Genomic DNA, 26,399 nt, shown 5'->3' on the forward strand with positions numbered 1-26,399 from the left:
TGCGGGCCAGGTCTCCGGGGGCGTGAGGCGCGCTTAACAGGCCGCTGCGGCGCTGTCAGGCCGTGGCATTCCGGCATCGCCCCCGCGAAGACGCGGGGCGCCGCCCGTGGCAGGCTGCGGATTGGGCGCTGCCGCCGATGCCGATATGCTAGCGGTGTCAGGATTCTACGGCCGCGGCCGGGTCCCGGCGGAAGGGGAGGGGAAGGCTTCTTCGTGCGCGACATCCTGACCGCCCTGGCGGGTCTCGTCATCGTCGTCCTGGTCGCCGCGCTGGCGGTGCCGCCCTTCGTGAACTGGGAGGGGCATCGGGCCGCGGTGGACGCGGCGGTCAGCCGCTCCCTCGGGCTGCCCGTGCGCAGCGACGGCCGCCTGGAGATCCGCCTCCTGCCCTCGCCCCGCCTGAGGATGGACCACGTCGTCCTCGGCAGCCCCGGCCGGACCTCCCTCGACGCCCGCTACGTCAAGGCCGAGGTGGCGCTGACGCCGCTCCTGTCCGGCGAGATCCGCTTCACCGAGACCAAGATCGGCCGCGCCGAGGTGACGGTGCCGGTGAGCGAGGCCGGCGCCCTCGTCCTGTCCCCGGATCTGGGCGCCGTCCTGGGCGGGCGCGACCTCGCCGTCGAGGACCTGCGCATCGCCCAGCTCCTCCTCACCACGGTGGTGCCGGCGACCGGGCGCACCGACCAGTTCTACGCCGAGGCGGTGCGCCTCTCCGCGCCGCGCCTCGCCGGTCCCTGGCGGGCCGAGGGGATGGCGGGCGCCCTGCCGTTCCGCCTCGCCACCGGCATGCCGCTCCCGGACGGGGCCCTGCCGGTCAAGGCGACGGCCGGGGGCGAGACCCTGCCGCGGATCGAGATCGACGCCCGGCTCGCCCTTGTGGGCGATGCCGTGCGGGGCCTCGCGCCCGAGGCGAGCGGCACCGCGCGGCTGACGGTGGCGTCGCCCCCGCCCGCCGCGGGCCCGCCCGGGGCGGGCGGGGCCGGCAGGCACGCCCCCGTCCTGCCCTTCACCCTCCAGGGCGGTTTCAAGGCGAAGGGCCGGGTCGCCACGTTCGACGCCCTGACCCTGGAGATCGACGGAGGCGGCGCGCCCCTGCGCCTCGGCGGCCGCGGCACGCTCGAATTGCCGAGCCTGAAGGCGGCCCTCGCCCTCGACGCGCGGCGCCTCGACCTCGACGCCTTCCTGGCCTCGCCCAACGGGCAGGCCCTCCTCGCCCGCGGCTTCACCGCCTTCGGCCCGCCGCTGCCCGGCACGGTCGCCCTCGACCTCGCCGTCGAGAGCGCGGCGATCGCGCAGGGCGAATGGTCCGAGATCGCGGCGGCGGCGATCCTGCGCCCCTCGGGCGCCCTGGCGCTGCGCCGCGTCGAGGCGACGGCGCCCGGCGGCGCCCGGCTCTCCCTCGACGGCGACCTCTCGGGACCGGGCAGCTTCGCGGGCCGCGTCTCGGTCAGGGCGCCGGCCTCCGAGCGGTTCGCGCGCCTCCTCCACCGCTTCGGGTTCGGCAGCCCGCTCCTGCGCCTCCTCGACGGGCGTCCCTTCGAGGCCGCCGCCGACGTAACGGCGGCCCTGCCGGTCCTCTCCCTGCGCAACGCGCGGGTGGCGCTCGGGGAGGCGCGGCTGACCGGCAGCGCCCGCTATAGCCCGGCCGCCGAGGAGGGCGGGCGCCCGCGCCTGGACGCCCAGATCGTCGCGGACGGCCTCGACCTCGCGGAACTGCCGCCGCTGCGCGGCCTGTTCGAGACCCTGCACGACCACGATCTCGGCCTGACGCTCCAGGCCCGCGACCTGCGCTACGGCCCGGGCGGGCCTCGCACGGGCGCCATCGCGGCGAGCCTGCAATCCGAAGGGACTGCTCTGCGGGTCGGCAGCCTGGAGGTGCGCGGCCTCGCGGGGGCGGAGGCGAGCCTCGCGGGCCGGATCGCCGCCGACGGATCCGGGCGCATCGCCGGGCGCATCACCGCGCCGGTGGCCGCGCCGCTAATCGACCTCCTGGAGCGCAACCTCGTCGCCGAGGCGGAGGCGGTCCCGGACTTCCTGCGCGCCGCGCCGCTCGCCCTCGACGTCACGCTGGAGCGCGACCCGGGCGGCGGGAGCGGGCGCCTGCGCAGCCACGCCCGCGGCGAGGCGGGCGGCGGGCGCCTCGGCCTCTCGATCGTGACGAGCGCCGGGCGCCTGGAGAGCGTCGAGGCGCGCCTCGACCGGGTCCGCTCGGGCGCATGGCTCGGCCGCCCGAACGACCCCGCCCTCGCCATGCCGGCCGCCCTGCGGGTCAGCGGGCGGCGCGGCGATCCGGCCTCGCCCCTCGCCGTGACCGTCGCGGGCGATCTCGCGGGCGTGCGGATCGCCACGAGCCGCCCCCTCGCCCTCGACGGGATCGCGCTCCCGCGGGACGGCGAACTGACCCTCGACAGCCCGGACCTGCGCCCGCTGGCGGGCTTCCTCGGGCCCGGCGCCGCCCCGCCGGGCCCGGTCCCGGCCCGGCTCACCATCGGGCTCGGCCGCGAGGGCGAGGTGCCGCGCCTGTCCCTGGCGGGGAGCGTGCTCGGCAGCGCGGTCTCGGCGACGGTGCTGCGGCCGGAGGAGGGCGGGCTCTCGGGGAGCGCGCGGCTGGACCAGCTCTCGCTGCCCTGGCTCGCCTCCGCGCTCGTGCTCGACGCGCGCGGCGGCCCGGCCGATCCCTGGCCGGAGACCCGCTTCGGCCCGGCGCCCGCCCCGGCCTTCCGGGGCCGCCTCGCCGTGACCGCGCAGCGCCTCGCGCTCGGGCGCGGGCTCACCGCCGAGGGCGCCCGCTTCGACCTCGGCCTCGGGCCGGACGGCCTGTCGCTCGGCCAGTTCGAGGGCGCCGTCGCGGGCGGGCGGCTCTCCGGGCGCGTCACCCTGGCCCGCCAGGGCGGGCAGGCGACGGTCTCGGGCGAGGGCTTGTTCGAGGACCTGGCGATCCCGGTCCTGACGGGTGGGGAGGCCGTGCGCGGCCGGCTGTCGGGCCGGCTGCGCGTCGGGGCCGCGGGCGACTCGCCGGCCGCCCTGGTGGGCAATCTCGCGGGAAGCGGCGAGGTCGGCTTCTCCGACCTGACGATCCGCGAGATCGACCCGTCCGGGGTCGAGCGGGCGCTGGTGCGGCTGCTCGCGGAGGAGGATCCGCTGCGCGCGGGTCGGGTCGAGCAGGTGGTGTCGGAGGAGTTCGGGCGCGGGATGCTGAGGCTGACCGGCTCGGTCTCGGTGCCCGCGGCGCTCGTCGGCGGCGTCCTGCGCACCGGCACCTTCACGGTCGATCCCGGCCCCTTCACCTGGGCCGGCATGGTGCAGCTGGACCTGCGGACGCTGCGGCTCGACGCCCGCGGCACCTTCACGGCCGAGCGCACGCCGCGGGCCTGGACGGCGCCGCCGCCGAGCCTCGCCCTCTCGCTCTCGGGCCCGCTGGCGCGCCCCGCCCGCGACGCGGACGTGACGACCCTGACGACGGCGCTCGCCGCCGTGGTGCTGCAGCGCGAACTCGACAAGATCGACACGGTCGAGGCCGACCGCAGCGAGCAGGCCCGCCGCCGCAGCCGCCTGGAGATGGACCGCGCCCGCGCCGCCGCCGAGGTGGAGTGGGCGCGCCGGCAGGCCGAGGAGGCGAAGGCCGCCGCCGCGCGGGCCGCCGAGGAGGCGCGGCGTCGGGCGGAGGAGGAGGCCCGGCGCCAAGCCGAGGAGGCCCGGCGCCAAGCCGAGGAGTTGCGGCGCCAAGCCGAGGAGTCGCGGCGGCGGGTGGAGGAGGAGTCGCGGCGCCAGGCCGAGGAGGCGCGCCGGCGGGCCGAGGAGGCCGCCCGGGCCCGCGAGGCGATGCCGGCCGAGACCAGCCAGTAGCGTCCCTCGCGGGGGCGCGGCGACCGAGCGGGTTGCGCGGCCGCTCGGCCGTCCCGCTCGCGAACCCGCCGGAGACCTCACCGGCGAAACCGGGTGCGCCCGAGCCCTGCCCCGTGATAGGCGCGGGCCATGACCGTCCGCACCGCCACCCTCACCGGCTCTGGGGCGATCCTGCTCTGGTCGCTCCTCGCCCTGTTCACGGCGGCCTCGGGCCGCGTGCCGCCCTTCCAGCTCGCCGCGATGACCTTCCTGCTCGGCGGGCTGATCGGCTGCGCCAGCTGGATCCTGCGGCCCTCCGGCATCGCCGCCCTGCGCCAGCCGCCCGCCATCTGGGCGCTGGGGCTCGCGGGGCTGTTCGGCTACCACGCCCTCTACTTCGCGGCCCTGCGCCTCGCGCCCCCGGCCGAGGCGGGGCTGATCAGCTATCTCTGGCCGCTCCTGATCGTGCTGTTCTCGGCCCTGCTGCCCGGAGAGGGCGGCCTGCGGCCGGCGCACCTGATCGGGGCGCTGCTCGGGCTCGCCGGCGTCGTCGCGCTGTTCCTCGGGCGCGGCAGCCTGAGCTTCGAGGCGGCGGCGCTGCCGGGCTACCTCGCGGCCCTGGCCTGCGCCTTCCTGTGGTCGGGCTACTCGGTGCTGTCGCGGCGGGTCGGCGCGGTGCCGACCGACGCGGTGGCGGGCTTCTGCCTCGCCACCGCATTCCTGAGCCTCCTCTGCCACCTCGCCTTCGAGACCACGGTCTGGCCCGCGACGCCGGGCCAGTGGGGGGCGGTCGCGGCGCTCGGCCTCGGGCCGGTCGGGGCGGCCTTCTATCTCTGGGACATCGGCGTGAAGCGCGGCGACATCCGGCTCCTCGGCGTCGGCTCCTACGCCGCCCCGGTCCTCTCGACGCTGATCCTGGTCGCGGCCGGCTACGCGCCCGCCACGCTGTCGCTGGCGCTCGCCTGCGCGCTGATCGTGGCGGGGGCGCTCGTCGCCACGCGGGCGGACCGAGCGGAGCGGGCGCGGGCGGCGTAGCCGGCGGCCGCGCGCCTCGCGCGCTTCCTCGGGAGGCCGCGCAGGTGCCGGCGGCTCAGCCCGAGCGGACGAACGTCCACTCGCCCAGTGCGCCGGGAAGACCGGCTCCCGACGTGCTCACGCCGTTCGCGGGCGTCTGGGCATGGCCGGATGTGAGGTCATCGAGCGCCCGTTGCGGCGTGAGGTAAGCGCCCAGATTCTCGCCGTCGCAGATGGCGAGCCAGCGCCCGTCCCGGGATAGCCGGATCGCGAAGGTTCCCCACCGTGTCCGCCGCACCCAGTAACCTCTCATTGCCAAGCCTCCAATTGCCAAGCTTCCAATTGTCGAGCCTCCAGCGGCAGTGACGAGTCCGAGATTCGCAATTTCGAGATAGTTTCCGCAGATCTGCGCTGCCAAGCCTTGATCATATCGTGGCCGGCAACGACAATGGGGATCTATGGCGGGATATGCCTGAAGTGTAGGCCCCAATCGGCAATTGATTTCGGCGCACGAAGCGGGGACGAACCCTCTCGGGTTGGTCCGGGGACCGGCGGGCGCGGCCCGGGCGGGCGCGGCATCAAGGGCACCCGCGCGTCCGCGGCGCGCGGAGCCGGGCGGTCGATCGAGGTCATCCGCCATCCAGTTGATGGCTTCGCCATCTTCCATTTCGGCCATGCGGATGCCGGCTTCGTTCGGGCGCCGCGCGGGCTCGTGATCCGGGACCCGCTTCGATCAGGCGGAGCCCGGATCGGACCCTCATCGCCGCGGCAGCGGGCGCCAGTCCTTCGGCGCCATTTCGAACCCCTCGAAGCGGAAGCCCGGCGCCACGGTGCAACTCACCAGCGTCCAGGCGCCGAGGCTGGTCGCGGTCTGCCAATGGCCGGCCGGCACCACGGCCTGCGGCCGCTGACGGTGGGCGAGGTCGGGGCCGAGATGCACCGCCTCGGCGTCGTGGCCGTTCGGGCTCACCGTCAGCACGAGCGGCGCGCCCGCGTGCCAGAACCACAGCTCGGCCGCATCGACCCGGTGCCATTCCGAGGTCTCGCCGACGTCGAGCAGGTAGTAGATCGCCGTCGAGGCGGCCCGACCCTCGATCTGGTGCGGGTCGCGGAAGGTCTCGCGGTAATGGCCGCCCTCCGGATGCGGCTTGAGGTCGAGGAGGCGGATCACCTCGGCGGCGGTGAGGCTGGAGGCTGTCACGGAACGGGGTCCTCGGCGCGGGATGAGGCGGGTTCGGGGCGGAGCCGCGCGCGATGCTGCGCGACGGGCCCGGCCAGCGGCGGCCGGCGCCGCGCCGGCCGGTCCGCCGTCAGAACCGGTTCTTCCATTCGCGCAGGGCCGTGAACACCGCGGCCGGGTCGGAGCCCGGGGCCATGCCGACGGCGCGGGCGAGGGCGGGCTCGGTGGCGCGCAGGAAGGGGTTCGTCGCCTTCTCCTCCCCGAGCGTGGTCGGGATCAGGAAGCGGCCGTCCCGCTTCACCCGCTCGGCCAGTTCGGCCCGGGCCTTGAGGTTCGGGTTGTCCGGATCCGCCGCCAGCGCGAAGCGGGCGTTCGAGAGCACGTAATCGTGGCCCGAATAGATCGCGGTCTCGTCCGGCAGGGCGAGGAAGCGGCTGAGCGAGCGCCACAGCACCTCGGGGGGGCTCTCCATCACCCGCCCGCAGCCGAGCGTGAACAGGGTGTCGCCCGCGAAGGCGATGCGCTCGCGCTCGAACCAGTAGGTGACGTGGTCGGCGCAATGGCCCGGCGTCTCCCAGACCGCCGCCACGAGGGAGCCGAGCCTGACCGCGTCGCCTTCCCGCACCGTGGCGTCGACCTCCGGCACGGCGTCGCCGGCCTTGGCGGGGGCGGTGACCCGGGCCCCGGTGCGCGCCTTCACCTCGGGAGTGCCCTCGACGTGGTCGAAGTGGCGGTGCGTGACCAGGATGTCGGTGAGCGACCAGCCGGTCTCCCCGAGGACGCGCAGCACCGCCCCCGCCTCCGGCACGTCGATCGCCGCGCAGGCGCCCGTGGCGGGGTCGCGGATCAGCACGCCGATATTGTCGCTCCGGCACAGGAAGGTGCGGATCTCGGGCATGGGCGTCTCCGTCGAATCGTCTGGCCGGGAAGGTAGGGCGGCGGGCCCGCGCGGGGATTCCGGCGGGCAGATTCGCGGCGAGTCAAGGCGGCGCCTCCCCCGACGCCTTGCCGCCGGGCCTGACAGCGCCCATTGATGACCACGACGCGACCGGCGGCGGCGCCGCGTCGCGCCCCCGGGTGCCCAGTCGTATCGCATGAGTGTCGACGTCACGGATCTTCGCGCCTTCTACGGCGGTCCCCTGGGCGCCGTGGCGCAGCGCCATGTCGGGCGCGCCGTCCACCGCTTCCTCGGCTCGGTGGCGGGGCTGCGCGTGCTCGGGCTCGGCTACGCGGTGCCCTATCTCGGCCCGGTGCGGCACGCGGCGGAGCGGACCCTCGCCTTCATGCCGGCGACGCAGGGCGTGGTGAACTGGCCGACGACCGGGCGCACCGCCTCGGCCCTCGTCGATCCGACCATGATGCCGCTCCCGGAGGCGGCGGTGGACCGGGTGATCGTCATCCACGCCATCGAGGCGGTCGAGAGCCCGGCCGAGCTGCTGCAGGAGGTCTGGCGGGTGCTCACGCCGGGCGGGCGCCTCGTGCTGGTGGTGCCGAACCGCCGCGGCCTGTGGGCGCGCCGGGACGCGACGCCGTTCGGGCACGGCCAGCCCTACAGCCGCTCGCAGCTGAGCCGGCTGATGCGCGAGACGCTGTTCTCGGCCGAGGGCTGGGCCGAGACGCTCTACATGCCGCCGGTCGAGGGCTGGGTCACCCTGCGCACCGCCAGCGCCTGGGAGCGGGTCGGGACCGGCCTGTCGCTCCCCTTCGCGGGGCTGCACGTGGTCGACGCGATCAAGCAGCTGCACCGGCCGGTCGCCGTCTTCGCCCGCCGGGCGGCGCGGCTGCGGGCACCGGTGCTGGTGCCCGCCCCCGCGCCCGCCCCGGTGCCGGGCGGGGTCTGACGCGCGATGCTGCCCGTCCCCGGGCTCGACGCGGCCCTGCAGAGCTTCCTCCTCGCCCTCCCGGCCCTGTTCTCGATCGTCAACCCGCTCGGCGCCGCCCTGATCTTCGCCGAGGTGACGGGCGGGCGCAGCCACGGAGAGCGGGCGCTGCTGGCGCGGCGCATCGGCCTCTACGCGGCGGCCGTGATGCTGATCTCCCTGTGGATGGGCGCGGCGCTCCTCAGCTTCTTCGGCATCACGCTGGCGGCCCTGCGCATCGCCGGCGGCCTCGTGGTGGCCGCGCAGGCCTGGCGCCTCCTCGCCGCGCCGGAGGAGCGCGAGGCCCGCAAGGCCGCGCAGGCCGAGCCGGCCAAGTCCCGGATCCCGAACCCCTCCCGGATCCCGGACCCGTCCCGTATCCCGGACCCGTCCCGCGCCCCCGACCGCGGCCCCGAGGGCGTCGCCGGGGCGGGCCTCGACGAGATCGCGTTCTTCCCCCTGACGCTGCCCTTCACCACCGGCCCCGGCACGATCTCGGTCGCCATCGCGCTCGGGGCGAGCCGGCCGGAGAGCGGGGCGGCGCGCTACGGCTTCCTCCTCGGCGCCTCGCTGGCGGCGCTGGTGATCGCGCTGTCGGTGCACCTCGCCTACGCCTCCGCCGACCGGGTGGTCGCGCGCATCGGCCCTGCCCGCGCCCGGGTGCTCGGGCGGCTCTCGGCCTTCCTGCTGCTCTGCGTCGGCACGCAGATCACGCTCACCGGCGTCGTCGACGTCCTGGCGCCGCTGCTCGCCGCGCGGGCGGGCTGAGCACCGGCGCCTTGGCAGAGGGGCTGCCGCCCTGTAGGAGGCACGCGGCCGGATTGGCCTTTTGGGGGAGCGAGAGCGCGATGCGTCTCGTGGTGGTGGGCGCCTCCGGGCGCATGGGCCGGATGCTGATCCAGGCCGTGACGAGCACCGAGGGCTGCACGCTCGCCGGCGCGGTCGAGCGCGAGGGCGCGGAGGCGGTCGGCACGGATGCGGGCCTGCTCGCCGGCCTGCCCCCCCTCGGCCTGGCGGTCACGGACGACCCCCTGCGGGCCTTCGCGGAGGCCGACGGCGTCCTCGACTTCACCGCCCCGGCCGCCACCGTGTTCTACGCCGAACTCGCCGCGCAGGCGCGGCTCGTGCACGTGGTCGGCACGACCGGCCTGTCGCCGGACGATCTGCGCAGGCTGGAGGCGGCCTCCCGCCACGCCCGCATCGTGCGCTCGGGCAACATGTCTCTCGGCGTCAACCTGCTCGCCGGCCTCGTGCGCAAGGTCGCCGCGGCGCTCGGCGAGGACTTCGACATCGAGATCCTGGAGATGCATCATCGCCACAAGGTCGACGCGCCCTCCGGCACCGCCCTGCTCCTGGGCGAGGCGGCGGCCCAGGGCCGGGCGGTGGCCCTGGCGGAGCGCAAGGTCGCGGTGCGCGACGGCCAGACCGGCCCCCGCGTGCCCGGCACGATCGGCTTCGCGACCCTGCGCGGGGGCAGCGTGGTCGGCGAGCACAGCGTGATCTTCGCCGGGGCGGGCGAGCGGATCGAACTCACCCACCGGGCCGAGGATCGCGGGCTCTTCGCGCGCGGGGCGATCCGGGCCGCCCTCTGGGCCGCGCCGCAGAAGCCCGGCCTCTACGACATGGACGACGTCCTGGGCCTCTGAGGGCCTCAGGCTTCACGGAGCGATACGGAAGATCATGGAGCGCCTTCTCGTCCTCGCGCGGCACGGCCAGAGCGAGTGGAACCTGAAAAACCTCTTCACCGGCTGGCGCGATCCCGACCTGACCGAGGTCGGCATTGCCGAGGCGCGGGCGGCGGGCCGCCGGCTGAAGGCGAAGGGCATCCGGTTCGATATCTGCTTCACCTCGGCGCTGACCCGCGCGCAGCGCACCGCCGCCCTGATCCTGGAGGAGCTCGGCCAGCCGGACCTGCCGACCATCGCCGACGAGGCGCTCAACGAGCGCGATTACGGCGACCTGTCGGGGCTCAACAAGGACGATGCGCGCGCGCGCTGGGGCAAGGACCAGGTCCATATCTGGCGCCGCTCCTACGACGTGCCCCCGCCCGGCGGCGAGAGCCTGAAGGACACGGTGGCCCGCGTCCTGCCCTACACGATGCGGGAGATTCTGCCCCGGGTGATGCGCGGCGAGCGCGTGCTGGTCGCGGCCCACGGCAATTCCCTGCGGGCGCTGGTCATGGTGCTCGACGGGCTCACCACCGAGACGATCCCCGGCCTGGAATTGTGGACCGGCGTGCCGCTGGTCTACCGCCTCAAGGCCGACACCACGGTCGAGAGCAAAGAGGTGCTCGACAAGGACGCGTGAGCGGGATGGTGTGGCGCGGCGGCGGCGCGCGGCCTGCTGCGCGCCAGCATCCCACGCCGTGAGACGCGGCGTTCGTACGCGGCTGCGGCACGCCCCTGTCCGGCGTGCCGCAGCCCGGCCATGGCCGGTCTCAAGCCGGTCGCTCCTCGACGCTGGAGCAGGGTTCGATCAAGTTGCAACGGAACCCTGCTCTAGGTCTTTGATTTTGCTGCATTCTCTTCGACGAACCGGCATCCGCTTCGTCGGAAAATGCTCTATACGCGAACGAAATATCAGCTATCATGTCCGTAGTTCCTGAGTCCGTTATAAAATTACTTGAGCCGCGCATCTTTGCGCCATCTGGAAGGAGGAATTTCTTTTCATCTGATGACAGATTTATTTTTGGTATGTTGTGTGCGGCGAGTGTCGTCAGCTCCCCGTTCTGAGCAAACCCATCGTGATTTGCGTCTACCCATGTTCGAGTTTTTTTGCTTCCATCGTCATTATTTACACATCGGCTCGCCTTTTACGTTTCCATCTATACGGCGTAGCCAAGTTCAAATCGGGCTTGACCGTGCAAGCAGATAACGAGATCACCAACCACCCAGTCGTCATGTTTTATGCCGTTTCTGTCCAACATATCTACCGTGACAGAGGCGAAATTAACTTCATATGTTGCATCTATAACATCGCTTATATTTGTTAACTGGCTGTTCGTGAGAACGGTGCTCTCCGCTTCAGTCTCTAGTGCTTTAAATCTAGTCCAAAAATCAGAATCTTGTTTTGCTATACGGCTCCAAAGTTTGATTTCCTCCTCAGTTGGATATCTTAGTACTTTCATATTTATCTCGTCTTTTCTTTTAAAACTTCTGGCGATGTTCGGGTTCACCCACCCTCCCGTTATCGTCCTGTCGGGGCTAAGATGCGCGTCCGTGTGCACATGCGCGATTGGCACCACATCAGGCTATTTGGTCTATGATTCTCCTCGTCTCCAGAGAACACAAACGATCTAATTGGCAAATCTAACGAGATATACGTCGAGAAATCAAGAATGTCGAAACCCTCTTCCATTTCAGGGTCGTCGCAAGTTACATTAATTTCCTTACGATGTGCAAGCGAGATACGTTGCATCCTGTGCCGAGGCGAACGGACAATCTGTTCGCCGTGCCTCCAAGTCCGTGGTGCCGATCCACGACGCGCCGAGAGGGCGCTCCCGATGGGCCTGTCCCGCGCGGTTTCGGAGGGACCGCGCACGCGAGGGCGGAAGCGCCTCGGCGGTGACGGCGACGGCCGGGCGGCCCGCGCGTCGGGCCTTCCCTGGGCTTCAACCTCAGCGGAGGCGGGACCGGCCCATCCTCCGGGCCGGACGGGCCGGGATGAGGCCGGAACGGCCGGCCGGGCCCCGCGCCGGTCAACGGGCGCACGGCTCCGGCGGCTCGCACCGAAGCGGCCCCTGGCCCGGCGGCGGGAATGATGCGAGGACGAGGACCATGGCCGAGATGCGCCGCGCCGTCTCGCTCGCGAGGGCGTCGTACCCTTGCCGGCGCGATGCACCCCGCCACATCGCCTGCCTGAGAGGCGCGCGACGAACCGCCCCCGCCCGACGGCGGATGCGCCGTGAGAAGGAGCCCGCATGATCGAAGCGGCGATGATCTGGAACGAGCCCAACAACAAGTCGCACTGGGATCCCGAGATCGATCCGGGCTGGCACCTCTTCGCCGACACCCTCGCCTGCGCGGCCCGCGCCCTGAAGCAGGAGGCGCCGACGCTGCCCACCGTGCTCGGCGGCCTCTCGCCGATCGACCCGACCTTCGTGCAGTTCCTCGAGTCCAAGCGCGCCCTCGACCACGTCGACGTGGTGGCGGTGCACGGCTTTCCCCTCGACTGGAATCTCTGGCAGATCGACGAGTGGCCCCGGAAGCTCGCCGAGATCCGGGCCGTCACCCCCAAGCCGGTCTGGGTGACCGAGGTCGGGGTCTCGACCTTCGGGGCCGAGGAGGTGCAGGTCTTCGGGCTCGACCGCACCGCCGAGTTGCTGATCGGCCGCACCCCGCGCATCCACTGGTACAGTCTCTACGACCTGCCCCAGGCCTGGGGCGCCACCACCCGGCACCGGGAGGCGGAGGGCTCCTCCTACTACCGGCACTTCTACATGGGGCTGCTGCGCGAGGACGGCGCGCCCAAGCCCGCCCTGGAGCACTTCGCCCGCCACACCCCGGCGATGGGTCTGTGCCAGTGGTTCCACTTCGAGGACCACCGGCTCGACGACGCGGTGGCCTGGATGCGCCGCCTCGGCGTGCGCTCCCTGCGCACCGGGCTCTCCTGGGCGGATTCCTTCCGGCCGAACGCCCTCGACTGGTTCGACCGGCAGATGGAGGCCCTGGCGGAGTTCGACGTGACGGTGACGTTCTGCTTCACCCCCGAGCACCGGGGCATCGCGCCCCACCACACCAGCCCGCCCCAGGTGAAGGAGGAATTCGCGGAGTTCTGCGCCGCGATGATCCGGCGCTACGCCGCCCAGCTCCGCCCGCGTCCGGAGGCGCTGGTGATGCCGGCGCCCCTCCTGTGAGCCAAGTGGTCACCGGCCCGCTGGCGCCCTCCTCGCCGGAGGCCGAGTCCTTCCTGAGCGCCCTGGCGCATCCGGCCCGCGGCCGGATCGAGGCCGGCCGGGCGGCCCTGGTCGTGGCGCATCCCGACGACGAGAGCATCGGCTGCGGGGCGCAGCTCCCGCGCCTCGCCGGGCTGACGGTGATCCACGTCACCGACGGGGCGCCGCGCGACGGCCGGGACGCGGCGCGCCGCGGCTTCCCCGACCCGGCGGCCTACGCGGCGGCCCGGGCGCGCGAGCTCGACGCCGCCCTGACCCGCGCCGGCGTGCCGCCGGAGCGGCGCCTCGCCCTCGGCCTTCCCGACCAGGGCGTGGCGGAGGCGCTGGCGCCCCTGGCGCGGCGGCTCGCCGGGCTGTTCGCCGCGCGGGGCATCCGGGTCGCCCTCACGCACACCTACGAGGGCGGGCATCCGGACCACGACGCGGTGGCGCTCGCCGTGCAGGGGGCGAAGCGGCTGATGGGCGGCGCGCTCGCGGTGATCGAGATGCCCTACTACCACCGCGGCCCGGCCGGGCCGGAGGAGGGGCGCTTCCTGCCGGCCGATCCGCCGCGGCGCGCCGTCGCCCTCCACCTCGACCCGGAGGATTGCGCCCTCAAGGCCGACCTCTTCGCCGCCCATGCCAGCCAGGCCGCGATCCTCAACCGGCTGCCGATCGCCCTCGAACGCTTCCGCGAGGCGCCCGACCTCCGCTTCGACGCGCTGCCGAACGGGGGGCGGCTGCTCTACGAGGAATGGGGACTCGGCCTGACCGGCGCGCGGTTCCTCGCCCTGGCGGGGGCGGCGGAGAGCGCCCTCGGCGAGCCTCCCGCGCCCTGACCTTGCGGAAGCCTCTCCGATGGCTCATCCTCGCCGCCCTCATCGTGAGGATTCCGGGAGACGGACGATGAGCGAGCCAGTCGCGGTCGAGATGGTGAAATGCGCCTGCGAGGATTGTGTCTGCGTCGTCCCGCTCGCCAAGGCCGTGCAGCATGACGGGCGGGCCTATTGCTGCGACGAGTGCGCGACCGGTCATCCGGACCATGCCGGCTGCGGACATGCCGGCTGCACCTGTCACGGCTGATCACACCAGGGCCGCGCGGCGCTCCTCGCTGACCACCGCCCCGCGCGGTCCATCCTCCGCCTCGTCGGCGAACCACAGGATCGTGGCCTTGAGGCCCTGCTCCAGCGGCACCGCCGGCGACCAGCCGAGCAGCTCCTTCGCCCGGGCGATGTCCGGCCGGCGGCGGCGCGGGTCGTCGGTGGGGAGCGGGCGGGTCACGACCGGCGAGGCCGAGCCCGTCATCGCGAGGACGCGCGCCACGAGGTCGGACACGGTCAGCTCGACCGGGTTGCCGAGGTTGACCGGCGGCACCGCGAGGCCCGGCGCCTCGTGCAGGGAGAGCCGGATGATCCCCTCGATCAGGTCGGCCACGTAGCAGAAGGAGCGCGTCTGCGAGCCGTCCCCGTAGACCGTGATGGCGTCGCCCGCCAGCGCTTGGCAGACCACGTTCGAGACCACCCGCCCGTCATCCGCCCGCATCCGCGGCCCGTAGGTGTTGAAGATGCGCGCCACGCGCACCGCCACCCGCCCGGCCCGGGCGTAGTCGTAGCAGAGCGTCTCGCCCGCCCGCTTGCCCTCGTCGTAGCAGGCGCGCGGGCCGGTCGGGTTCACGTGGCCCCAGTAGCCCTCCGGCTGCGGATGCACCTCCGGGTCGCCGTAGACCTCCGAGGTCGAGGCCTGGAAGAAGCGGGCGCCCGACGCTTCCGCCGCCAGGAGCAGGTGGCGCGTGCCGAGCACGCTCGTGAGCAGGGTGTGCTCCGGGTCGGCCTGGTAGTGCGGCGGCGAGGCCGCGCAGGCGAGGTTGTAGACCCGGTCGAAAGTCTGGCGCCGCAGGGCGGCCGGGAGGGGGCGCACGACGTCGTGCTCGACGAGGTCGAAGCGCGGGTCGCGCTCCAGGTGGCGCAGGTTGCGGCGGCGGCCGGTGAGGAAACTGTCGAGGGCGATCACCCGGTCGCCCCGGGCCAGGAGCGCGTCGCAGAGATGGGAGCCCAGGAAACCCGCACCGCCGGCAACGAGGACGGTCGTGGACTTGCGGTGCGTCATGGTTCCTCCTGCGGTTGCAGCGGGAAGGCCCGAGAGCCCCCACCGAAAGGTACTTAGCTCCGCCCCCTAACGCCCTCGGCAAGCGGGAGTTTCGATACTTCATGCGAGTATTTGGGCGAAGGCGCCGCCGCCTCGCGCAGCGCCGCCTCGAGGAGCGCCGCCTCGAGTTCCTGGGCCCGCTGCGCGGCGCTGTGCCGGGCCAGCACCCGGCGGCGGGCCGCCTGCGCCAGGGCGGCGCGCTCGGCCGGACTCGTCCGGGTGAGCGCCGACAGCACCGCGTCGGGGCCCTCGGCCACCACGATCTCGCGGCCCGGCGCCAGGATCGTGCCGAGGCCCGGCCAGTCGTCCGAGAGGATCGGCGTGCCGCAGGCGGCGGCCTCGAACAGGCGGACGCTCGGGCTGTAGCCGGCCGCGCGCATGTCGGCGCGGGTGACGTTCAGGGTCCAGCGGCTCAGGCCGTAGAAGGCCGGGTGATCGGCGGGGCCGACGTGGTCGCGCCGCTCGACGTTCGGCGGCCAGGCGATGTCGGCGGGATATTGCGGCCCGGCGACCACGAAGCGCAGCTCGGGCGCCCGCCGCGCGGGCTCGATCAGGAGCCGCTCCAGGGTCGGCTGCCGGTCCGGGCTGTAGGTGCCGAGATAGGAGAGGTCGTAGACCGGCTCCGCGCCGGTCGGCGCGTAGAGGGCGGGATCGACCGAGCAGTAGAGGGCGCGGGCGCGGGGCGCGCCGAATTCCCGCTCCAGGCGCTCCAGCACCGGCCCGCCCGTGAAGGAGAGGTAGAGGTCGTAGGCGCGGATCAGGTCGGGGGTGAGGTACTCGTGGTCGCCCCGGGCGAGCTTGGCGAGCGTCACCGGCGTGTCGATGTCGTAGAAGGCGGCGACGCCCCCCGCCTCCCGCATCGTCGCGACCGCCAGGGCGCCGACCGCGACGCCCTCCGGCACGTAGGAGCCGACCATCACCGCGTCCGCCCGCAGCAGGCGCGGGCGCAGGTCGCGCAGGGCCGCGAGGTCGGGATAGAGGACGAGGTCGCAGTAATCCGGCGCGGCGAGGTCGCGATGGGCCGCGTACCAGGGCACGTCCCGTTCCAGGAAGGTGACGCGGTGGCCGCGCGCCGCGAAGGCCCGCAGCAGCGCCCGGTAGGTGGTGGCGTGGCCGTTGCCCCAGGACGAGGACAGGCTGAGGCCGAGGACGACGAGGTCGAGGGGGCGGGTCACGGGGCGCGCCCTCCGCGCTTCTCCGCCAGGGCCGCGCGCAGGATCGCGTCCACCGCGGCGCCGCGGCGCGCGTAGGTGTGCTCGGCGAGGATGCGGCGGCGGGCCGCCCGCCCGATCGCCGCGGCGCGCTCGGCCGTGAGGTCGGCCAGATGCGCGGCGACGTCGGCCCCGTCGCGGGCCACCAGCACCTCCTCGCCAGGGCTCAGGAACATCTCCAGGCCCGTCCAGGCATCGGTGATCAGGCAGGCCCCGGCGCCCGCCGCCTCGAAGACCCGGGTGGCGGGCGACCAGCCGGTCGCCGCCATCGAGTCGCGGGCGATGTTGAGCACCGCGCGCGGCGTCGCGTTGAAGGCGTTGTGGTCGCGGGTGGAGACGTGGCCGAGATGCCGGACATTGGCGGGCAGCCCGCGCGACTCCCAGCCGTTGCCGCCGATCAGGAAGGCGCGTTCGGGCAGGCGCGCCGCCGGGGCCAGGAAGAACTCCTCCACCCGCGCCTCCCGGTCCGGCAGGCGGTTGCCCAGGAAGGAGAGGTCGGCGGCGAAGCGCGGATCCGGCGGCACCGGGTGGTGGGTGTCGGGATCGAGGGCGTTGTAGATCGGGATGCAGCGCCGGGCGCCGAACCCCTCGTAGGCCTCCACCACCGGCGGGCCGCCCCCGTAGGTGAGCACGAGGTCGAGGTCCGGCAGGGCCCGGCGCAGGGGGTGGTCGGGGGCGGTGCGCAGCTCCGCGAGGGTCGCCGGGGCGTCCACGTCCCAGAACAGCCGCAGGGCGTCGGGCCGGGACGCGGCGGCGAGCCCGGCGAGGAGCAGGTCGTCGAACACGCCGACGCCGGAGGCCTTCACCACCACGTCGGCCCGCGCCGCCTCGGCGATGACCGCCCGCGCCGCCTCCTCGGTCGCCGGGTAGACCGTCACGGCGGCCCAGTCCGGCGGGTCGATGTCGCGGTGCCGCTGCCGGTCGAACGCGTCCGGCTCGTAGAAGGTCGTGCGCCAGCCCCGCCCCGCGAGGTCGCGGATCAGGCCCCGATAGTAGGTCGCCGCGCCGTTCCAGTAGGAGGAGAGGAGGCTCGAGCCGTAGAAGGCGATGGTGCTCATCGGGCCCGCGCTCCGTCCGTCGATTCCACCCGCGCCCTCCTCATCCGGCCGTTCTCGCGGCCGTTCTCGCGGCCGCTTCGGCGGCCGGCCCTCGGCGCCGCGCGTCATCCGCGCCGCGCAGCCTCTCCGCCACGGCCAGCAATTCCTCGGCCCGGTGCGCGCAGGTGTGGCGCGCCCGGATCGTCGCGAGGCCGTGCGCCGCGAGCTCCGCCCGCAACGCGGGATCCTCGCGCAGCGCCCGCAGGTGGCGGGTCATCGCCGCCCCGTCCGCCGCGGTCAGGAAGTCGCGGCCCGGGGTGAACAGGCCCTCGCTGTCGCGCCAGGGCGCGCTGACGAGGGGGATGCCGCAGGCCAGCGCCTCGAAGACCCGGATGGTCGGGATGCCCGGCAGCGCCTCGACGTAGAACCGCCGCGGCACGTGGACGGTGGCGAGATGGCGGGCGAAGACCTCCGGCGCCCGGGCGTTCGGCAGCCAGCCGCAGTAGCGGATCCCGTGCCGGTCGAGGGCGGCGAGGGCCTCGGGCGGGTAGCGCACGCCCCAGACGTCGAGGGGGAGGCAAGCCGCCCCGGCCGGCCCGAACAGGAAGGTCTCCAGTTCGGCGCTGCGCTCGCCGTCGCCCCAATTGCCGATCCAGACCAGGCCCGCGCGGGCCTGCTCCCGCGGCGGCGGGCGGAACAGGCGGGTGTCGGCGGCCTCGTGCCAGACGAAGACGCGGTCGCCCCAGCCCCAGCCGCGATAGACCTCGGCCAGCGTCTCGCCGAAGGCGAGCACCCCGTCGTAGCCCGTGAGGTCGAAGGCCCGCATGGCCTCGGGCTCGCTCACCGCCCGGTGATGGGTGTCGTGGAACAGCAGCGTGAAGCGCCCGCCGGCCTTCCGGAGCGCGCCGATGCGGGCGACGAGGGCGGGCTCGTTCCACTCGTGGACCAGGACGAGGTCCGCCCCGTCGAGGAAATCGGCCGGGTCGGAGCCCGGCGGGTCGATGCGCGAGGACAGCTCCGGATAGGGCGCGAGCGAGGCGGCGGCGCCGGCCTCGCCGTGGTCGGCGCGCAGGTTGGCGAGGCTCCAGGCGCCCTCGGGCTCGTGCACGGAGACCGCGTGGCCGCGCGCGATCAGCTCGCGCAGGACGCCGCGCAGGAAATGCGCGTTGCCGTGGTTCCAGCAGGAGCGCAGGGAATGGGTGAAGACGCTGATCCTCACGCGGGGGCTCCGGCGCGAAGCGGAGCTTCGCCGAGCACGGCCTCGTAGGCCGCGAGCACGCCCGCGCCCATGGCCTCGACGGTGAGCCGGTCGGCCCTGGCCTTCGCCTCGGCGCCGAGCCGCGCCCGGATGGCCGGATCCCCGGCTACGAGCGCGACCGCCGCCGCGAAGCCCGCGTCGTCCTCCGGCTCGATGAAGATGGCGGCCTCGTCCCAGAGTTCGCGGAAGGTCGGGATGTCGGAGAGGATCAGCGGGCAGCCGGCGCTCGCCGCCTCCAGGACGCCGAGACCGAAGGGCTCGTAGCGCGCCGCCGAGACGTAGATCGGCGCGCCCGCGAGCCAGCGCGCCATGTCCTGGTCGGTGAGCCGGCCGAGGCAGCGCAGGTGCTGGGGCGAGACCCGGGCGGCGTTGGGCCCGTCGAGGGGGCCGGCGGCCAGGAAGGGGAGCGGCGCGATCCGGGCGGCGACCCGGTCGAGGGTCGCGGTGCCCTTGCCCTCGTCCCACAGGCGCCCGCCCGTGAAGGCGAAGGGCGAGGCGGCGGCGCCGCGCGGGGTGCGATGCCCGCGCTCCGCCGCGCTGCGCCGCCCGTTCGGCACCACCCGCGGCGGGCTGGCGAGCCCGTAGGTCGCCCGGGTGGCTTGCGCGAAGGCGTGGGTGGGGGCCAGCACGCAGGCGGCCCGCCGGTAGCCGGACCCCGCCAGCGCCGCCCGCCAGGCGAGGTCGGGCGGCAGCGGCCCCGGGCGATTGGCCGCCCACCACGTCGCCACGCAGGAATGCGCCACGGCGACGACCGGCCGCGGGAAGGGCACCACCCCGGCCAGCGCCGGGCTGTTGAGGTGGATGAGGTCGGCCTCGGCCCGCTCGGCCTCGCGGGCGACGCGCCAGGCCGCGGTCTCGACCTCGCTCCTCGTCAGGGCGGTCCAGTCGAGGGGGACGTCCATCACCCGCAGGTCGAGCCCCCTGATGGCCCGGGCCGCCCGCAGCTGGTCGAGGCTGGGCTCGGGGCCCAGCACCGCCAGCGTGACCCGCAGGCCCCGCCGGTCGAGGTCGAGGCAGAGGTCGAGGGCGTATTGCCAGACGCCCCCGACCGCGTCCGCGGTCATGAACAGGTTGAGGGACGGAGCGCGCGGGCGCGCGGCGGTCAGGCCGGGCAGCATGCGGATTCCAATTCGGTCAACGGGGCCGGCCGCTCCTCCTGGATCTCGCTGAAGCGGTCGAACTGCGCGAGGTAATGGGCGTGGGCCCGCTCCCAGGCCTGCCCGTCCGGCGCGCCCCACAGGCGGCGGTAATCGGGCGACGAGGGATAGGGGTAGAGCGGGACCGGGTCGTTGGCCCAGACCCCGGCGGCGCGAAGCCGGTCGCGCCACGCCGCCACGAGGTCGGGGTCGTCGCCCGCCACCTTGATCAGGTTCGCCTGCACGAAGGGCACCGAGCGCCGGGCGTGGATCAGCCGCTCGGCGAGGTCGTCGGTCGAGGCGCGGCAATTCTTGTCGAGGAGGGCGCGGCCCTCCTCGGTCAGGCTCTCCACCCCGGCCTCGATCGAGACGCAGCCGGCCCGCCCGAGGAGGTCGAGCATGTCGGGTTTCCACAGGTCGATCCGGGTCTGCACCCCGAACGCCACCTCGCGGCCGACCAACGCCTCCAGCAGCGGCTTCTGCGGCAGGAAGATCTCGTCGATGAAGTAGATGTAGGTCACGCCCTGGGCGATCAGCCTGTCGATCTCCGCCAGCACGAGGGGGAGCTCGCGGCGGCGATACGTGTCCCGAAAATCGATCTTGGCGCAGAAGGTGCAGCTGTAGGGGCAGCCGCGGGAGGCTTCGACCTCCGCGCCCGGGCCGTCCGGGGCGCGGTCGAAGCGGTGGTGATGGTGGTGGTGCCGGGCGATCCAGCCATCCGGCCAGGCGAGCGCCGGCAGGTCGGTGAAGTGCGTCGCCGCCGGCCCGCCCGTGACCGTGATCGCGCCCTCCTCCCGGAAGGCCAGGGAGGGGACCCGGGCGGGGGCGGCGAGGCCGCCGGCGGCCAGGGCCGCCACCACCTCCTCGCACTCGCCCCGCACCACGAGGTCGCAGCCGAGCTTGGCGAGCGTGGTCTCGGGCGTCACCGAGCCGTGCGGGCCGACCGCGACCGTGGTGCCGCCGCGGTCGCCGAGGGCCTCCAGGAAGGCCCGGGGCACCCGCAGCTCCGGCTGGGCACAGCGCCAGAACAGGTAGGTGGGGGCGGTCGTCACCACCGTCATGGCCGGGCGGAAGGCCGCGACCTCCTCCGCCAGCGCGTCCAGGCCGAGCCCGTCCAGGGCCCCGTCCCGCATCAGCACCTCGTGGCCCGCCGCCTCCAGCAGCACCTTGCAGGCGCCGAGCTCGATCGGCAGATGCGCCTCGCGGCAGCCGAAATAGATGCTTTGCGTGAAGGTCCAGGTCGGGTTGACGAGGGCAATTCTCACCGATTGAGGTCCTGACGCCGGCTGAATACGCGTTGCGGGAACTGGTGGGGCGATCTTCGGCGACAAGGCCTTTTCGCCCGATCCTGGTTAAGCGGAAGATACCGGCTCGGGTTCGCGGCGCGGGGCGGATTCCGGCAGGGCGAGGCCGCGCGCCTCGGCGAGCCAGCGGGCGAGGTCGGCGAGACCCCGCCGCCACGGGATCGGCGCGGCGAGGTCGAGATCGGCGCCGGCGCGGCGCGTGTCGGAGACATAGTAGCGCTGATCCCCCGCGCGCCAGTCGTGGAAGCTGAGGTCGAGGGGGCGGCCGACGATGTCGCGGATCGCGGCGAGCACCTGGCGCAGGCTCACCGCGTTGGCCGGTCCGCCGCCGAGATTGTAGGCGCGCCCGCTCACGAGGTCGATCCGGGCGAGCGCCGCCCGGTAGGCCGCCACCGCGTCCGCCACGTGCAGGATGTCGCGCACCTGGCAGCCGTCGCCGTAGATGGCGATCGGCTGGCCCTCCAGGGCGCGGATCAGGAAATGCGCCACCCAGCCCTGGTCCTCGGTGCCCATCTGGCGCGGGCCGTAGATGCAGCTCATGCGCATCACGCAGGTCGGCACGCCGAAGCTGCGGGCGTAATCGAGCACGTACTGGTCGGCGCCGCCCTTCGAGCAGCCGTAGGGGGTGTGGAAGTCCAGGGAGCGGTCCTCGCCGATGCCGTGGCGGTGCAGCCGCTCCTCCGCCGGCCGGTAGGCCTCGCCCTCGCGCCGGAAGGCGAGGTCGCCGAGGTCCCCGTAGACCTTGTTGGTCGAGGAAAACAGCAGCGGGGCGGGATCGGGCCGGCCGCGCAGGGCTTCGAGCAGGGCGAGCGTCGCCCCGAGATTGACGGCGAAATCCTCCGCCGGCGCGACGAGGCTCGTCGTCACGGCGACCTGGGCGGCGAAGTGGAACACCGCCCCCGCCCGCGCGGCGGCGGCCGAGAGGGAGGCGGTGTCGCGCACGTCCGCCACCACGGCCGAGACGCGGCGCGGGTGCCGGCGCTTGAGCCAGTCGAGATTGGCCTCGACGCCGGGCCGCAGCAGCGCGTCGTAGATCAGCACGTCGCGGCCCTCGGCCGCGAGCGCGTCCGCGAGGTTCGCGCCGATGAAGCCGGCGCCGCCGGTGATCAGGATAGGTCCCCCGTCGCTGCGCCCGCTCATGCGACGAGCCCGTGCTTCTCGAGTTCGCGCCGGGCCTCGGCGACGCGGTCCTGCGCGTCGGATTGCGCGGCGACCCAGGCCGCGAGCTCCGCGAGCCCTTCCGCGAAGTCGCGGCGGGGCGCGTAGCCGAGCTCGGTTTGCGCCTTGGTGATGTCCGGGATGCAGTGGCGGATGTCGCCCGCCCGCAGCTTGCCGGCGATCTCCGGGCGGATCTCGCTGCGGCCCATGGCGCGGGCGAGGAGCGTCCCGACCTCGCTCACCGAGCGGGAGACGCCCGAGCCGATGTTGTAGACCTGACCGGCCGCCTCCGGCCGGTCGAGCGCGAGCAGGAAGGACTGCGCGACGTCGTCGACGTGCACGAAGTCGCGCAGCTGCTGCCCGTCCTCGAACATCACCGGGGCCGCCCCGTTGTGGAGGCGCGAGGCGAAGATCGCCAGGACGCCCGTGTAGGGGTTGGAGAGGGCCTGGCCCGGCCCGTAGGCGTTCCAGAGGCGCAGGGCGACGCCCTCCATCCCGTAGGCGGGGGCGAGCATCAGGGTGAGGCGCTCCTGCGCGTATTTCGACAGGGCGTAGACCGAGGCCAGGGCCGGGCGCTTCCATTCCGGCGTCGGCACCGGGGTGAGCGGGCGGCCCGCCGCATCGAGGGGGTCCCAGGGCGCGTCCGGCCCCGAGCGGGGCTGGCGCACGACGTCCTCCACGAGCCGGCCCTCCGCGTCGCGGTAGAGCCCCTCGCCGTAGATGCTCATCGAGGAGGCGACGACGACCCGCTCGACGGGCCGCTGGATCAGCGCCTGGAACAGCACCGCCGTCCCGACGTCGTTGACCGAGACGTAGCGCTCGACCGCGTACATGCTCTGGCCGACCCCCACCTCCGCGGCGAGGTGGATGACCTTGTCGACGCCGATCAGCACCTGCGCCACCGCGGCCGGGTCGCGCACGTCGCCGCGCCGCAGGTCGACCGCGTCCGGCAGGTCGTCCGGCATGTCGTCCGGCCGCGCGAGGCCGCCATGCACCTGCTCGATCAGGCTGTCGAGGACGCGAACCCGGTCGCCTCTCGCGACGAGGGCCCGGGCGACCGCCCGGCCGATGAAACCGGCTCCGCCGGTGATCAGGATGGTCTGCGGCACGCACACGCCCTTCCGCTGCCGATCCCGCGGGGGATCGAGGTACATACATCCCGCCCGTATCTAAGTTCCCTGATCCGGCCGGACAGGCCCGGTTCTCCACCGATTTCGACGCGCCGCCGCCCGGCTCGGCGCCGCCTGCCTCACTCGTGCCTTGGCGGCGCGCGGAAAATCGGGCTCGGTGGAGCGGGAGGTGCAGGGCAGCGATGCAGCGGCACAACACAGTGTTGCGGATCGCCATCGTGCCCGCATCCGAAGTCGAGCCGCGTCGAACGGGGCGTAGCCGTGGCCGGACGAACGGCTAAGTATGCGGAAGGACGGCCGGTCGGACGAGGTCCGCCGGGGTGAGGGAGTCTGCGATGAGCGGTGCTGGGTACGCAAAGCCCTATCTTGGGGTCGGTCTCGCGGCGTTCATGGTCGCGGCGGGCGCGGCCGAGGCCGCCCAGTGCGGCAACGGTCCGGGCGGGTTCGAGGCGTGGAAGCGGGAATTCGCCGAGGAGGCGCGGGGCCGGGCGAGCGCGGCGAGCCTCCAGGCGCTGATGGGCACCTCCTACTCCTCCCCCACCATCGCGGCGGATCGCGGCCAGAAGAGCTTCCGGCTCTCGCTGGAGCAGTTCATGGCCAAGCGCGGCGGGCCGGCCATCGTCTCGCGCGGGCGGGCGCTGAGGGCCTCGAACGCCGCCCTGTTCGCCGGGATCGAGCAGCGCTACGGCGTGCCGCCCGGGCCGCTCCTGGCGATCTGGGGCATGGAGACGGGCTTCGGCGCCGTGAAGGGCAACGTGAACACCCTCTCGGCGGTGGCGACGCTCGCCTACGATTGCCGCCGCTCGGCCTATTTCACGGACCAGCTCTACGCCGCGCTGGCGCTGATCGACCGGGGCGTCATGTCGCCGAGCACCCGCGGCGCCGCGCATGGCGAGGTCGGCCACACCCAGTTCCTGCCCAAGAACGTGCTGAATTACGGCACGGGCGGCAGCCTCGACAACGTGTCGAACGCGCTCAATTCGACGGCGAACTTCCTGCGCGCGCATGGCTGGCAGCGCGGCGCCGGCTACCAGCCGGGCGAGCCGAACTTCGCGGCGATCCAGGGCTGGAACGCCGCCTCCGTCTACCAGCGCGCCATCGCCATCATCGGCAAGCGCATCGACGGAGGGGAGTAGGGGCGGTCCCGGCGCCCTCGCCCGCGCGGGCGATCGACGTCCGTCGCGCACGCCGCGGCGCGAGGGCGGCCGAGGCGGGGCCTAGGCATCATTCCGCCGGCCGGGCCCGGCCGGTGCCGAAATGGTCACCGGTTCGGCGGCCAAAACGATGCAGGAACAAGAGTTAAGCAGAGTTGCCGGGCGCAATTCCGCTTAGGCGCCCCCGCCGGTGGCAGGCCGCTCCGACAGGCCGATGCGGCGGTCGGGCGCGGCGGGCGGCCCGTCCGGGCCGCGCCCCGCCACCACGACGAGGCGCTGCACCTCGCCGCGCAGGAAGGCCTGCAGGAAGCGGTCGTAGTTGCGGAACGAGACGCAGCCGTTCGAGGCGCCGGTCGGGCCGAGCATGTAGGTGTGGGCGAGGAGCCCGACCCGGCCGTGGACGGCCCCGTTGCCGCCGACCGGGGTCAGCCGGATCGCCCGGACGCCGTGGAACAGGCTCTCGCGCTCGGTGAGGTCGTAGGTGCCGGGCGGGGTGGCGCCGCGCATCGGCACGTGGACGAAGCGGGGATCGTCCATCTTGTCGCCGAGCCCGGAATGGGCCTCCAGCCGCTCGCCGCTCGGCAGCGTCACGATGCGGGCGCTGATGTCGTAGATCGCCGTCGCCCGCGCCGCGTCGGGGCCCGGCATCGGGGCGACGAGCCGCCGGCTCGGCGCCGGGGCGGGGCTGGTCTCCAGGGCCGCGTAGGCGAGGCCGGGGCCCGCGGAGGGGCTGGCCGGGAGGCCGAACAGCTTCTCGAACAGGTTGCGGGTGTCCTCGGCCGGGGTCGCCGGGGCCGAGGCGGGACGGGCCGCGCGGCGCGCGGCGCGCTCTGCGAGGCGGCCGTCCCGCGGCCGGCGCAGCTCCGGCGGGCGCGGCACCGGCAGCGGCACCGGCTCGGCGAGCCTCGCCGCCTCCTGCGCGGGCGCCTCCTGGGCGGGCGTTGGTTCCGCCGCCGCGTCGGCGATGTCGGACGGCGCCTCGGCCGGGTCGGCGGGCCTGTCCGGGCTGGGGCGCAGCAGGGGATCGAGGAGGGCGGTCTGCCACGCGGCGGGGTTCGGTGCGGCGAGCAGCGGATCGCGCCTCGCCGCCCAGGCCGCGGGCGCCGGCAGCGCCGCTCCGGGTTCCGGCAGCGCCGCCTCCGACAGCGCAGCCTCCGGCGGCGGCGCGACGGGCGCCGGGTCGGCAGCCTCCCCCGAGGTCATCTCCCCCAAGGTCAGCTCCCCCGAGGCCAGCACCGGCGGCGCCGGGGAGGCCTGGGCCGGGGAGGCCTGGGCCAGGACGGGCGCTTCGGCGCGCCGGGCATCCGCGACCGCGAGACCCGCGAGCGCGATCACGGCGGCGGCCAGGGGCCCGGAGCGGCGTCCGGGTGACGGCAACGCCGCCCAAGGAAAGGCCGCGGACTCGAGAACCATCTTCACGCCGCCCACCTGCTCGCCTCCCCTGACACGCCCGAGGGCTCCGGGTGCAGGAGAGAGCGCAGCTGTCCCGGCATTTCTGGGGCGAGACTATGGTCAATCGAAGGAGAGTTTCGCAGTGTTGCGAACGTGTGACGTATTGATCGAACAAGCCCGGAGTGATCGCGCTCCTGTTTGCAGGACAAGCTTGGCCATAAGAGGGCATGCGGGATGCCGAATGCTATGCTCAAGCTTCGGCGGCGGGTGCCGGCAGGGGGACTCACGGCAGCCGTCGCGCGCCGTGCGGGCGGCCTTCGGCTCCGGCCGGCCCCGCCGCTCCCGTTTAACCCTCCCTCACCCCGCCGCGCGCGACCACTCACGACAGGAAGGCAGAGGGGGATGTTTCGCCGGTCGGACCGGCCGCGTTGCTGGGGGCCGGGCCCGCGGTGCGGCGAGGCGGGGCGGGACCATCGGGGATCGACCGTTTCCCTCTTAACATTTTACATGAGCGGAGCGATACGCCAGGGTCCGCGCGGCCGGATCCGGGGGCCGGCGCGCCGGGATCGCCCGGGCGGGCCGGTATCCCGTCCGCTCGGCTGCGCTACATAAGCGTCGTTACGCCCGGGAGGCCATCATCGATCGCGCCGCCACGACTCACTCCGCCACGGTACACGGCGAGAGATCCGACGGCCCGCCCTTCCTCCTCAGGGACGCGCGGCG

23 protein-coding genes are annotated in these 26,399 nt (G+C 73.9%); 10 read left to right on the forward strand and 13 right to left on the reverse strand.

Going from position 1 to position 26,399, the window contains the following annotated elements; all coding sequences use genetic code 11:
• The first annotated feature begins 213 nt into the window (after nucleotides 1–213).
• Together M446_RS09745 and M446_RS09750 are read left to right on the forward strand one after the other, a co-directional pair.
• Entirely contained in the window at nucleotides 214–3,846 is a 3,633-nt protein-coding gene (locus M446_RS09745) for an AsmA family protein (RefSeq protein WP_012331931.1), read from the forward strand.
• A 129-nt stretch (nucleotides 3,847–3,975) separates the two neighbouring features.
• Nucleotides 3,976–4,860, forward strand: a complete 885-nt coding sequence (locus tag M446_RS09750) for a DMT family transporter (protein ID WP_012331932.1) — start codon at nucleotides 3,976–3,978, stop codon at nucleotides 4,858–4,860.
• Between the two features lie 55 nt (nucleotides 4,861–4,915).
• Here the strand turns inward: M446_RS09750 and M446_RS37025 are convergent, their stop codons facing one another.
• The 3 genes from M446_RS37025 to gloB all read right to left on the reverse strand — a co-directional run bounded on the left by M446_RS37025 (nucleotide 4,916) and on the right by gloB (nucleotide 6,917).
• Nucleotides 4,916–5,152: a hypothetical protein gene (locus M446_RS37025; RefSeq protein ID WP_012331933.1), complete on the reverse strand. Its 237-nt coding sequence runs from the start codon at nucleotides 5,150–5,152 to the stop codon at nucleotides 4,916–4,918.
• Between the two features lie 444 nt (nucleotides 5,153–5,596).
• The gene (locus M446_RS09755) at nucleotides 5,597–6,040 is read right to left on the reverse strand and encodes a cupin domain-containing protein (protein WP_012331934.1); all 444 of its coding nucleotides are present in this window, start codon (nucleotides 6,038–6,040) and stop codon (nucleotides 5,597–5,599) included.
• Between the two features lie 109 nt (nucleotides 6,041–6,149).
• Nucleotides 6,150–6,917, reverse strand: a complete 768-nt coding sequence (gene gloB / locus M446_RS09760) for a hydroxyacylglutathione hydrolase (protein ID WP_012331935.1) — start codon at nucleotides 6,915–6,917, stop codon at nucleotides 6,150–6,152.
• Nucleotides 6,918–7,113: 196 nt separating this feature from the next.
• On the opposite strand from gloB, the gene M446_RS09765 reads away from it, so the two are divergent.
• The 4 genes from M446_RS09765 (at nucleotide 7,114) to M446_RS09780 (ending at nucleotide 10,185) form a co-directional block, all read left to right on the forward strand.
• A complete protein-coding gene (locus M446_RS09765) occupies nucleotides 7,114–7,860 on the forward strand; it encodes a class I SAM-dependent methyltransferase (protein ID WP_012331936.1) in 747 nt (248 codons plus the stop codon).
• 6 nt (nucleotides 7,861–7,866) lie between these two features.
• Entirely contained in the window at nucleotides 7,867–8,646 is a 780-nt protein-coding gene (locus M446_RS09770) for a MarC family protein (RefSeq protein ID WP_012331937.1), read from the forward strand.
• A gap of 80 nt (nucleotides 8,647–8,726) precedes the next feature.
• On the forward strand, nucleotides 8,727–9,524 hold the full coding sequence (gene dapB / locus M446_RS09775; RefSeq protein WP_012331938.1) for a 4-hydroxy-tetrahydrodipicolinate reductase: 798 nt from the start codon (nucleotides 8,727–8,729) through the stop codon (nucleotides 9,522–9,524).
• 34 nt (nucleotides 9,525–9,558) lie between these two features.
• Entirely contained in the window at nucleotides 9,559–10,185 is a 627-nt protein-coding gene (locus M446_RS09780; protein ID WP_012331939.1) for a 2,3-bisphosphoglycerate-dependent phosphoglycerate mutase, read from the forward strand.
• A 517-nt stretch (nucleotides 10,186–10,702) separates the two neighbouring features.
• On the opposite strand, the gene M446_RS37030 is transcribed toward M446_RS09780, so the two are convergent.
• Nucleotides 10,703–11,053, reverse strand: a complete 351-nt coding sequence (locus M446_RS37030) for a hypothetical protein (RefSeq protein WP_150108624.1) — start codon at nucleotides 11,051–11,053, stop codon at nucleotides 10,703–10,705.
• Between the two features lie 744 nt (nucleotides 11,054–11,797).
• Between M446_RS37030 and M446_RS09785 the strand changes: the two genes are divergently transcribed.
• The 3 genes from M446_RS09785 to M446_RS09795 all read left to right on the forward strand — a co-directional run bounded on the left by M446_RS09785 (nucleotide 11,798) and on the right by M446_RS09795 (nucleotide 13,834).
• Nucleotides 11,798–12,733: a glycosyl hydrolase gene (locus M446_RS09785; RefSeq protein ID WP_012331940.1), complete on the forward strand. Its 936-nt coding sequence runs from the start codon at nucleotides 11,798–11,800 to the stop codon at nucleotides 12,731–12,733.
• A complete protein-coding gene (locus tag M446_RS09790; protein WP_265576578.1) occupies nucleotides 12,730–13,590 on the forward strand; it encodes a PIG-L deacetylase family protein in 861 nt (286 codons plus the stop codon). Before M446_RS09785 ends, M446_RS09790 begins: the two co-directional genes overlap by 4 nt.
• Before the next feature lie 67 nt (nucleotides 13,591–13,657).
• Entirely contained in the window at nucleotides 13,658–13,834 is a 177-nt protein-coding gene (locus M446_RS09795; protein ID WP_012331942.1) for a metallothionein, read from the forward strand.
• On the opposite strand, the gene M446_RS09800 is transcribed toward M446_RS09795, so the two are convergent.
• From M446_RS09800 to M446_RS09835, 8 genes are all read right to left on the reverse strand, one after another.
• Nucleotides 13,835–14,857: a UDP-glucuronic acid decarboxylase family protein gene (locus tag M446_RS09800; RefSeq protein ID WP_012331943.1), complete on the reverse strand. Its 1,023-nt coding sequence runs from the start codon at nucleotides 14,855–14,857 to the stop codon at nucleotides 13,835–13,837.
• A gap of 53 nt (nucleotides 14,858–14,910) precedes the next feature.
• Nucleotides 14,911–16,071 (reverse strand): glycosyltransferase family protein, encoded by a 1,161-nt coding sequence (locus M446_RS09805; protein WP_012331944.1) that lies wholly within the window; start codon nucleotides 16,069–16,071, stop codon nucleotides 14,911–14,913.
• The gene (locus tag M446_RS09810) at nucleotides 16,068–17,165 is read right to left on the reverse strand and encodes a glycosyltransferase family protein (RefSeq protein WP_012331945.1); all 1,098 of its coding nucleotides are present in this window, start codon (nucleotides 17,163–17,165) and stop codon (nucleotides 16,068–16,070) included. Before M446_RS09810 ends, M446_RS09805 begins: the two co-directional genes overlap by 4 nt.
• Before the next feature lie 40 nt (nucleotides 17,166–17,205).
• On the reverse strand, nucleotides 17,206–18,363 hold the full coding sequence (locus tag M446_RS09815; RefSeq protein WP_012331946.1) for a glycosyltransferase family protein: 1,158 nt from the start codon (nucleotides 18,361–18,363) through the stop codon (nucleotides 17,206–17,208).
• On the reverse strand, nucleotides 18,360–19,520 hold the full coding sequence (locus M446_RS09820) for a glycosyltransferase family 4 protein (protein WP_012331947.1): 1,161 nt from the start codon (nucleotides 19,518–19,520) through the stop codon (nucleotides 18,360–18,362). Before M446_RS09820 ends, M446_RS09815 begins: the two co-directional genes overlap by 4 nt.
• Nucleotides 19,505–20,803, reverse strand: a complete 1,299-nt coding sequence (locus M446_RS09825; protein WP_012331948.1) for a TIGR04295 family B12-binding domain-containing radical SAM protein — start codon at nucleotides 20,801–20,803, stop codon at nucleotides 19,505–19,507. Before M446_RS09825 ends, M446_RS09820 begins: the two co-directional genes overlap by 16 nt.
• An 87-nt stretch (nucleotides 20,804–20,890) precedes the next feature.
• The gene (locus tag M446_RS09830; protein ID WP_012331949.1) at nucleotides 20,891–21,982 is read right to left on the reverse strand and encodes an NAD-dependent epimerase/dehydratase family protein; all 1,092 of its coding nucleotides are present in this window, start codon (nucleotides 21,980–21,982) and stop codon (nucleotides 20,891–20,893) included.
• Nucleotides 21,979–23,154, reverse strand: coding sequence for an NAD-dependent epimerase/dehydratase family protein (locus M446_RS09835; RefSeq protein ID WP_012331950.1), 1,176 nt, complete (start codon nucleotides 23,152–23,154; stop codon nucleotides 21,979–21,981). The genes M446_RS09830 and M446_RS09835 overlap by 4 nt, the downstream gene beginning before the upstream one ends.
• Before the next feature lie 311 nt (nucleotides 23,155–23,465).
• On the opposite strand from M446_RS09835, the gene M446_RS09840 reads away from it, so the two are divergent.
• Nucleotides 23,466–24,266 (forward strand): lytic transglycosylase domain-containing protein, encoded by an 801-nt coding sequence (locus tag M446_RS09840; RefSeq protein ID WP_012331951.1) that lies wholly within the window; start codon nucleotides 23,466–23,468, stop codon nucleotides 24,264–24,266.
• 192 nt (nucleotides 24,267–24,458) lie between these two features.
• On the opposite strand, the gene M446_RS09845 is transcribed toward M446_RS09840, so the two are convergent.
• Nucleotides 24,459–25,712 carry a DUF2778 domain-containing protein gene (locus M446_RS09845; protein WP_012331952.1) on the reverse strand — a complete coding sequence of 418 codons (1,254 nt, stop codon included), beginning with the start codon at nucleotides 25,710–25,712 and terminating at the stop codon, nucleotides 24,459–24,461.
• Between the last annotated feature and the right edge of the window lie 687 nt (nucleotides 25,713–26,399).

The sequence above is a fragment of the Methylobacterium sp. 4-46 genome (assembly GCF_000019365.1).
GTDB lineage: Bacteria > Pseudomonadota > Alphaproteobacteria > Rhizobiales > Beijerinckiaceae > Methylobacterium.

Excerpts from the sequence above, each read along its gene's own strand:
- M446_RS09750 (WP_012331932.1), top strand. The coding sequence starts at position 3,976 with ATGACCGTCCGCACCGCCACCCTCACCGGCTCTGGGGCGATCCTGCTC.
- M446_RS37025 (WP_012331933.1), bottom strand. The coding sequence starts at position 5,152 with ATGAGAGGTTACTGGGTGCGGCGGACACGGTGGGGAACCTTCGCGATC.
- gloB (WP_012331935.1), bottom strand. The coding sequence starts at position 6,917 with ATGCCCGAGATCCGCACCTTCCTGTGCCGGAGCGACAATATCGGCGTG.
- M446_RS09765 (WP_012331936.1), top strand. The coding sequence starts at position 7,114 with ATGAGTGTCGACGTCACGGATCTTCGCGCCTTCTACGGCGGTCCCCTG.
- M446_RS09770 (WP_012331937.1), top strand. The coding sequence starts at position 7,867 with ATGCTGCCCGTCCCCGGGCTCGACGCGGCCCTGCAGAGCTTCCTCCTC.
- dapB (WP_012331938.1), top strand. The coding sequence starts at position 8,727 with ATGCGTCTCGTGGTGGTGGGCGCCTCCGGGCGCATGGGCCGGATGCTG.
- M446_RS09780 (WP_012331939.1), top strand. The coding sequence starts at position 9,559 with ATGGAGCGCCTTCTCGTCCTCGCGCGGCACGGCCAGAGCGAGTGGAAC.
- M446_RS09785 (WP_012331940.1), top strand. The coding sequence starts at position 11,798 with ATGATCGAAGCGGCGATGATCTGGAACGAGCCCAACAACAAGTCGCAC.
- M446_RS09795 (WP_012331942.1), top strand. The coding sequence starts at position 13,658 with ATGAGCGAGCCAGTCGCGGTCGAGATGGTGAAATGCGCCTGCGAGGAT.
- M446_RS09800 (WP_012331943.1), bottom strand. The coding sequence starts at position 14,857 with ATGACGCACCGCAAGTCCACGACCGTCCTCGTTGCCGGCGGTGCGGGT.
- M446_RS09810 (WP_012331945.1), bottom strand. The coding sequence starts at position 17,165 with ATGAGCACCATCGCCTTCTACGGCTCGAGCCTCCTCTCCTCCTACTGG.
- M446_RS09820 (WP_012331947.1), bottom strand. The coding sequence starts at position 19,520 with ATGCTGCCCGGCCTGACCGCCGCGCGCCCGCGCGCTCCGTCCCTCAAC.
- M446_RS09830 (WP_012331949.1), bottom strand. The coding sequence starts at position 21,982 with ATGAGCGGGCGCAGCGACGGGGGACCTATCCTGATCACCGGCGGCGCC.
- M446_RS09835 (WP_012331950.1), bottom strand. The coding sequence starts at position 23,154 with ATGTACCTCGATCCCCCGCGGGATCGGCAGCGGAAGGGCGTGTGCGTG.
- M446_RS09840 (WP_012331951.1), top strand. The coding sequence starts at position 23,466 with ATGAGCGGTGCTGGGTACGCAAAGCCCTATCTTGGGGTCGGTCTCGCG.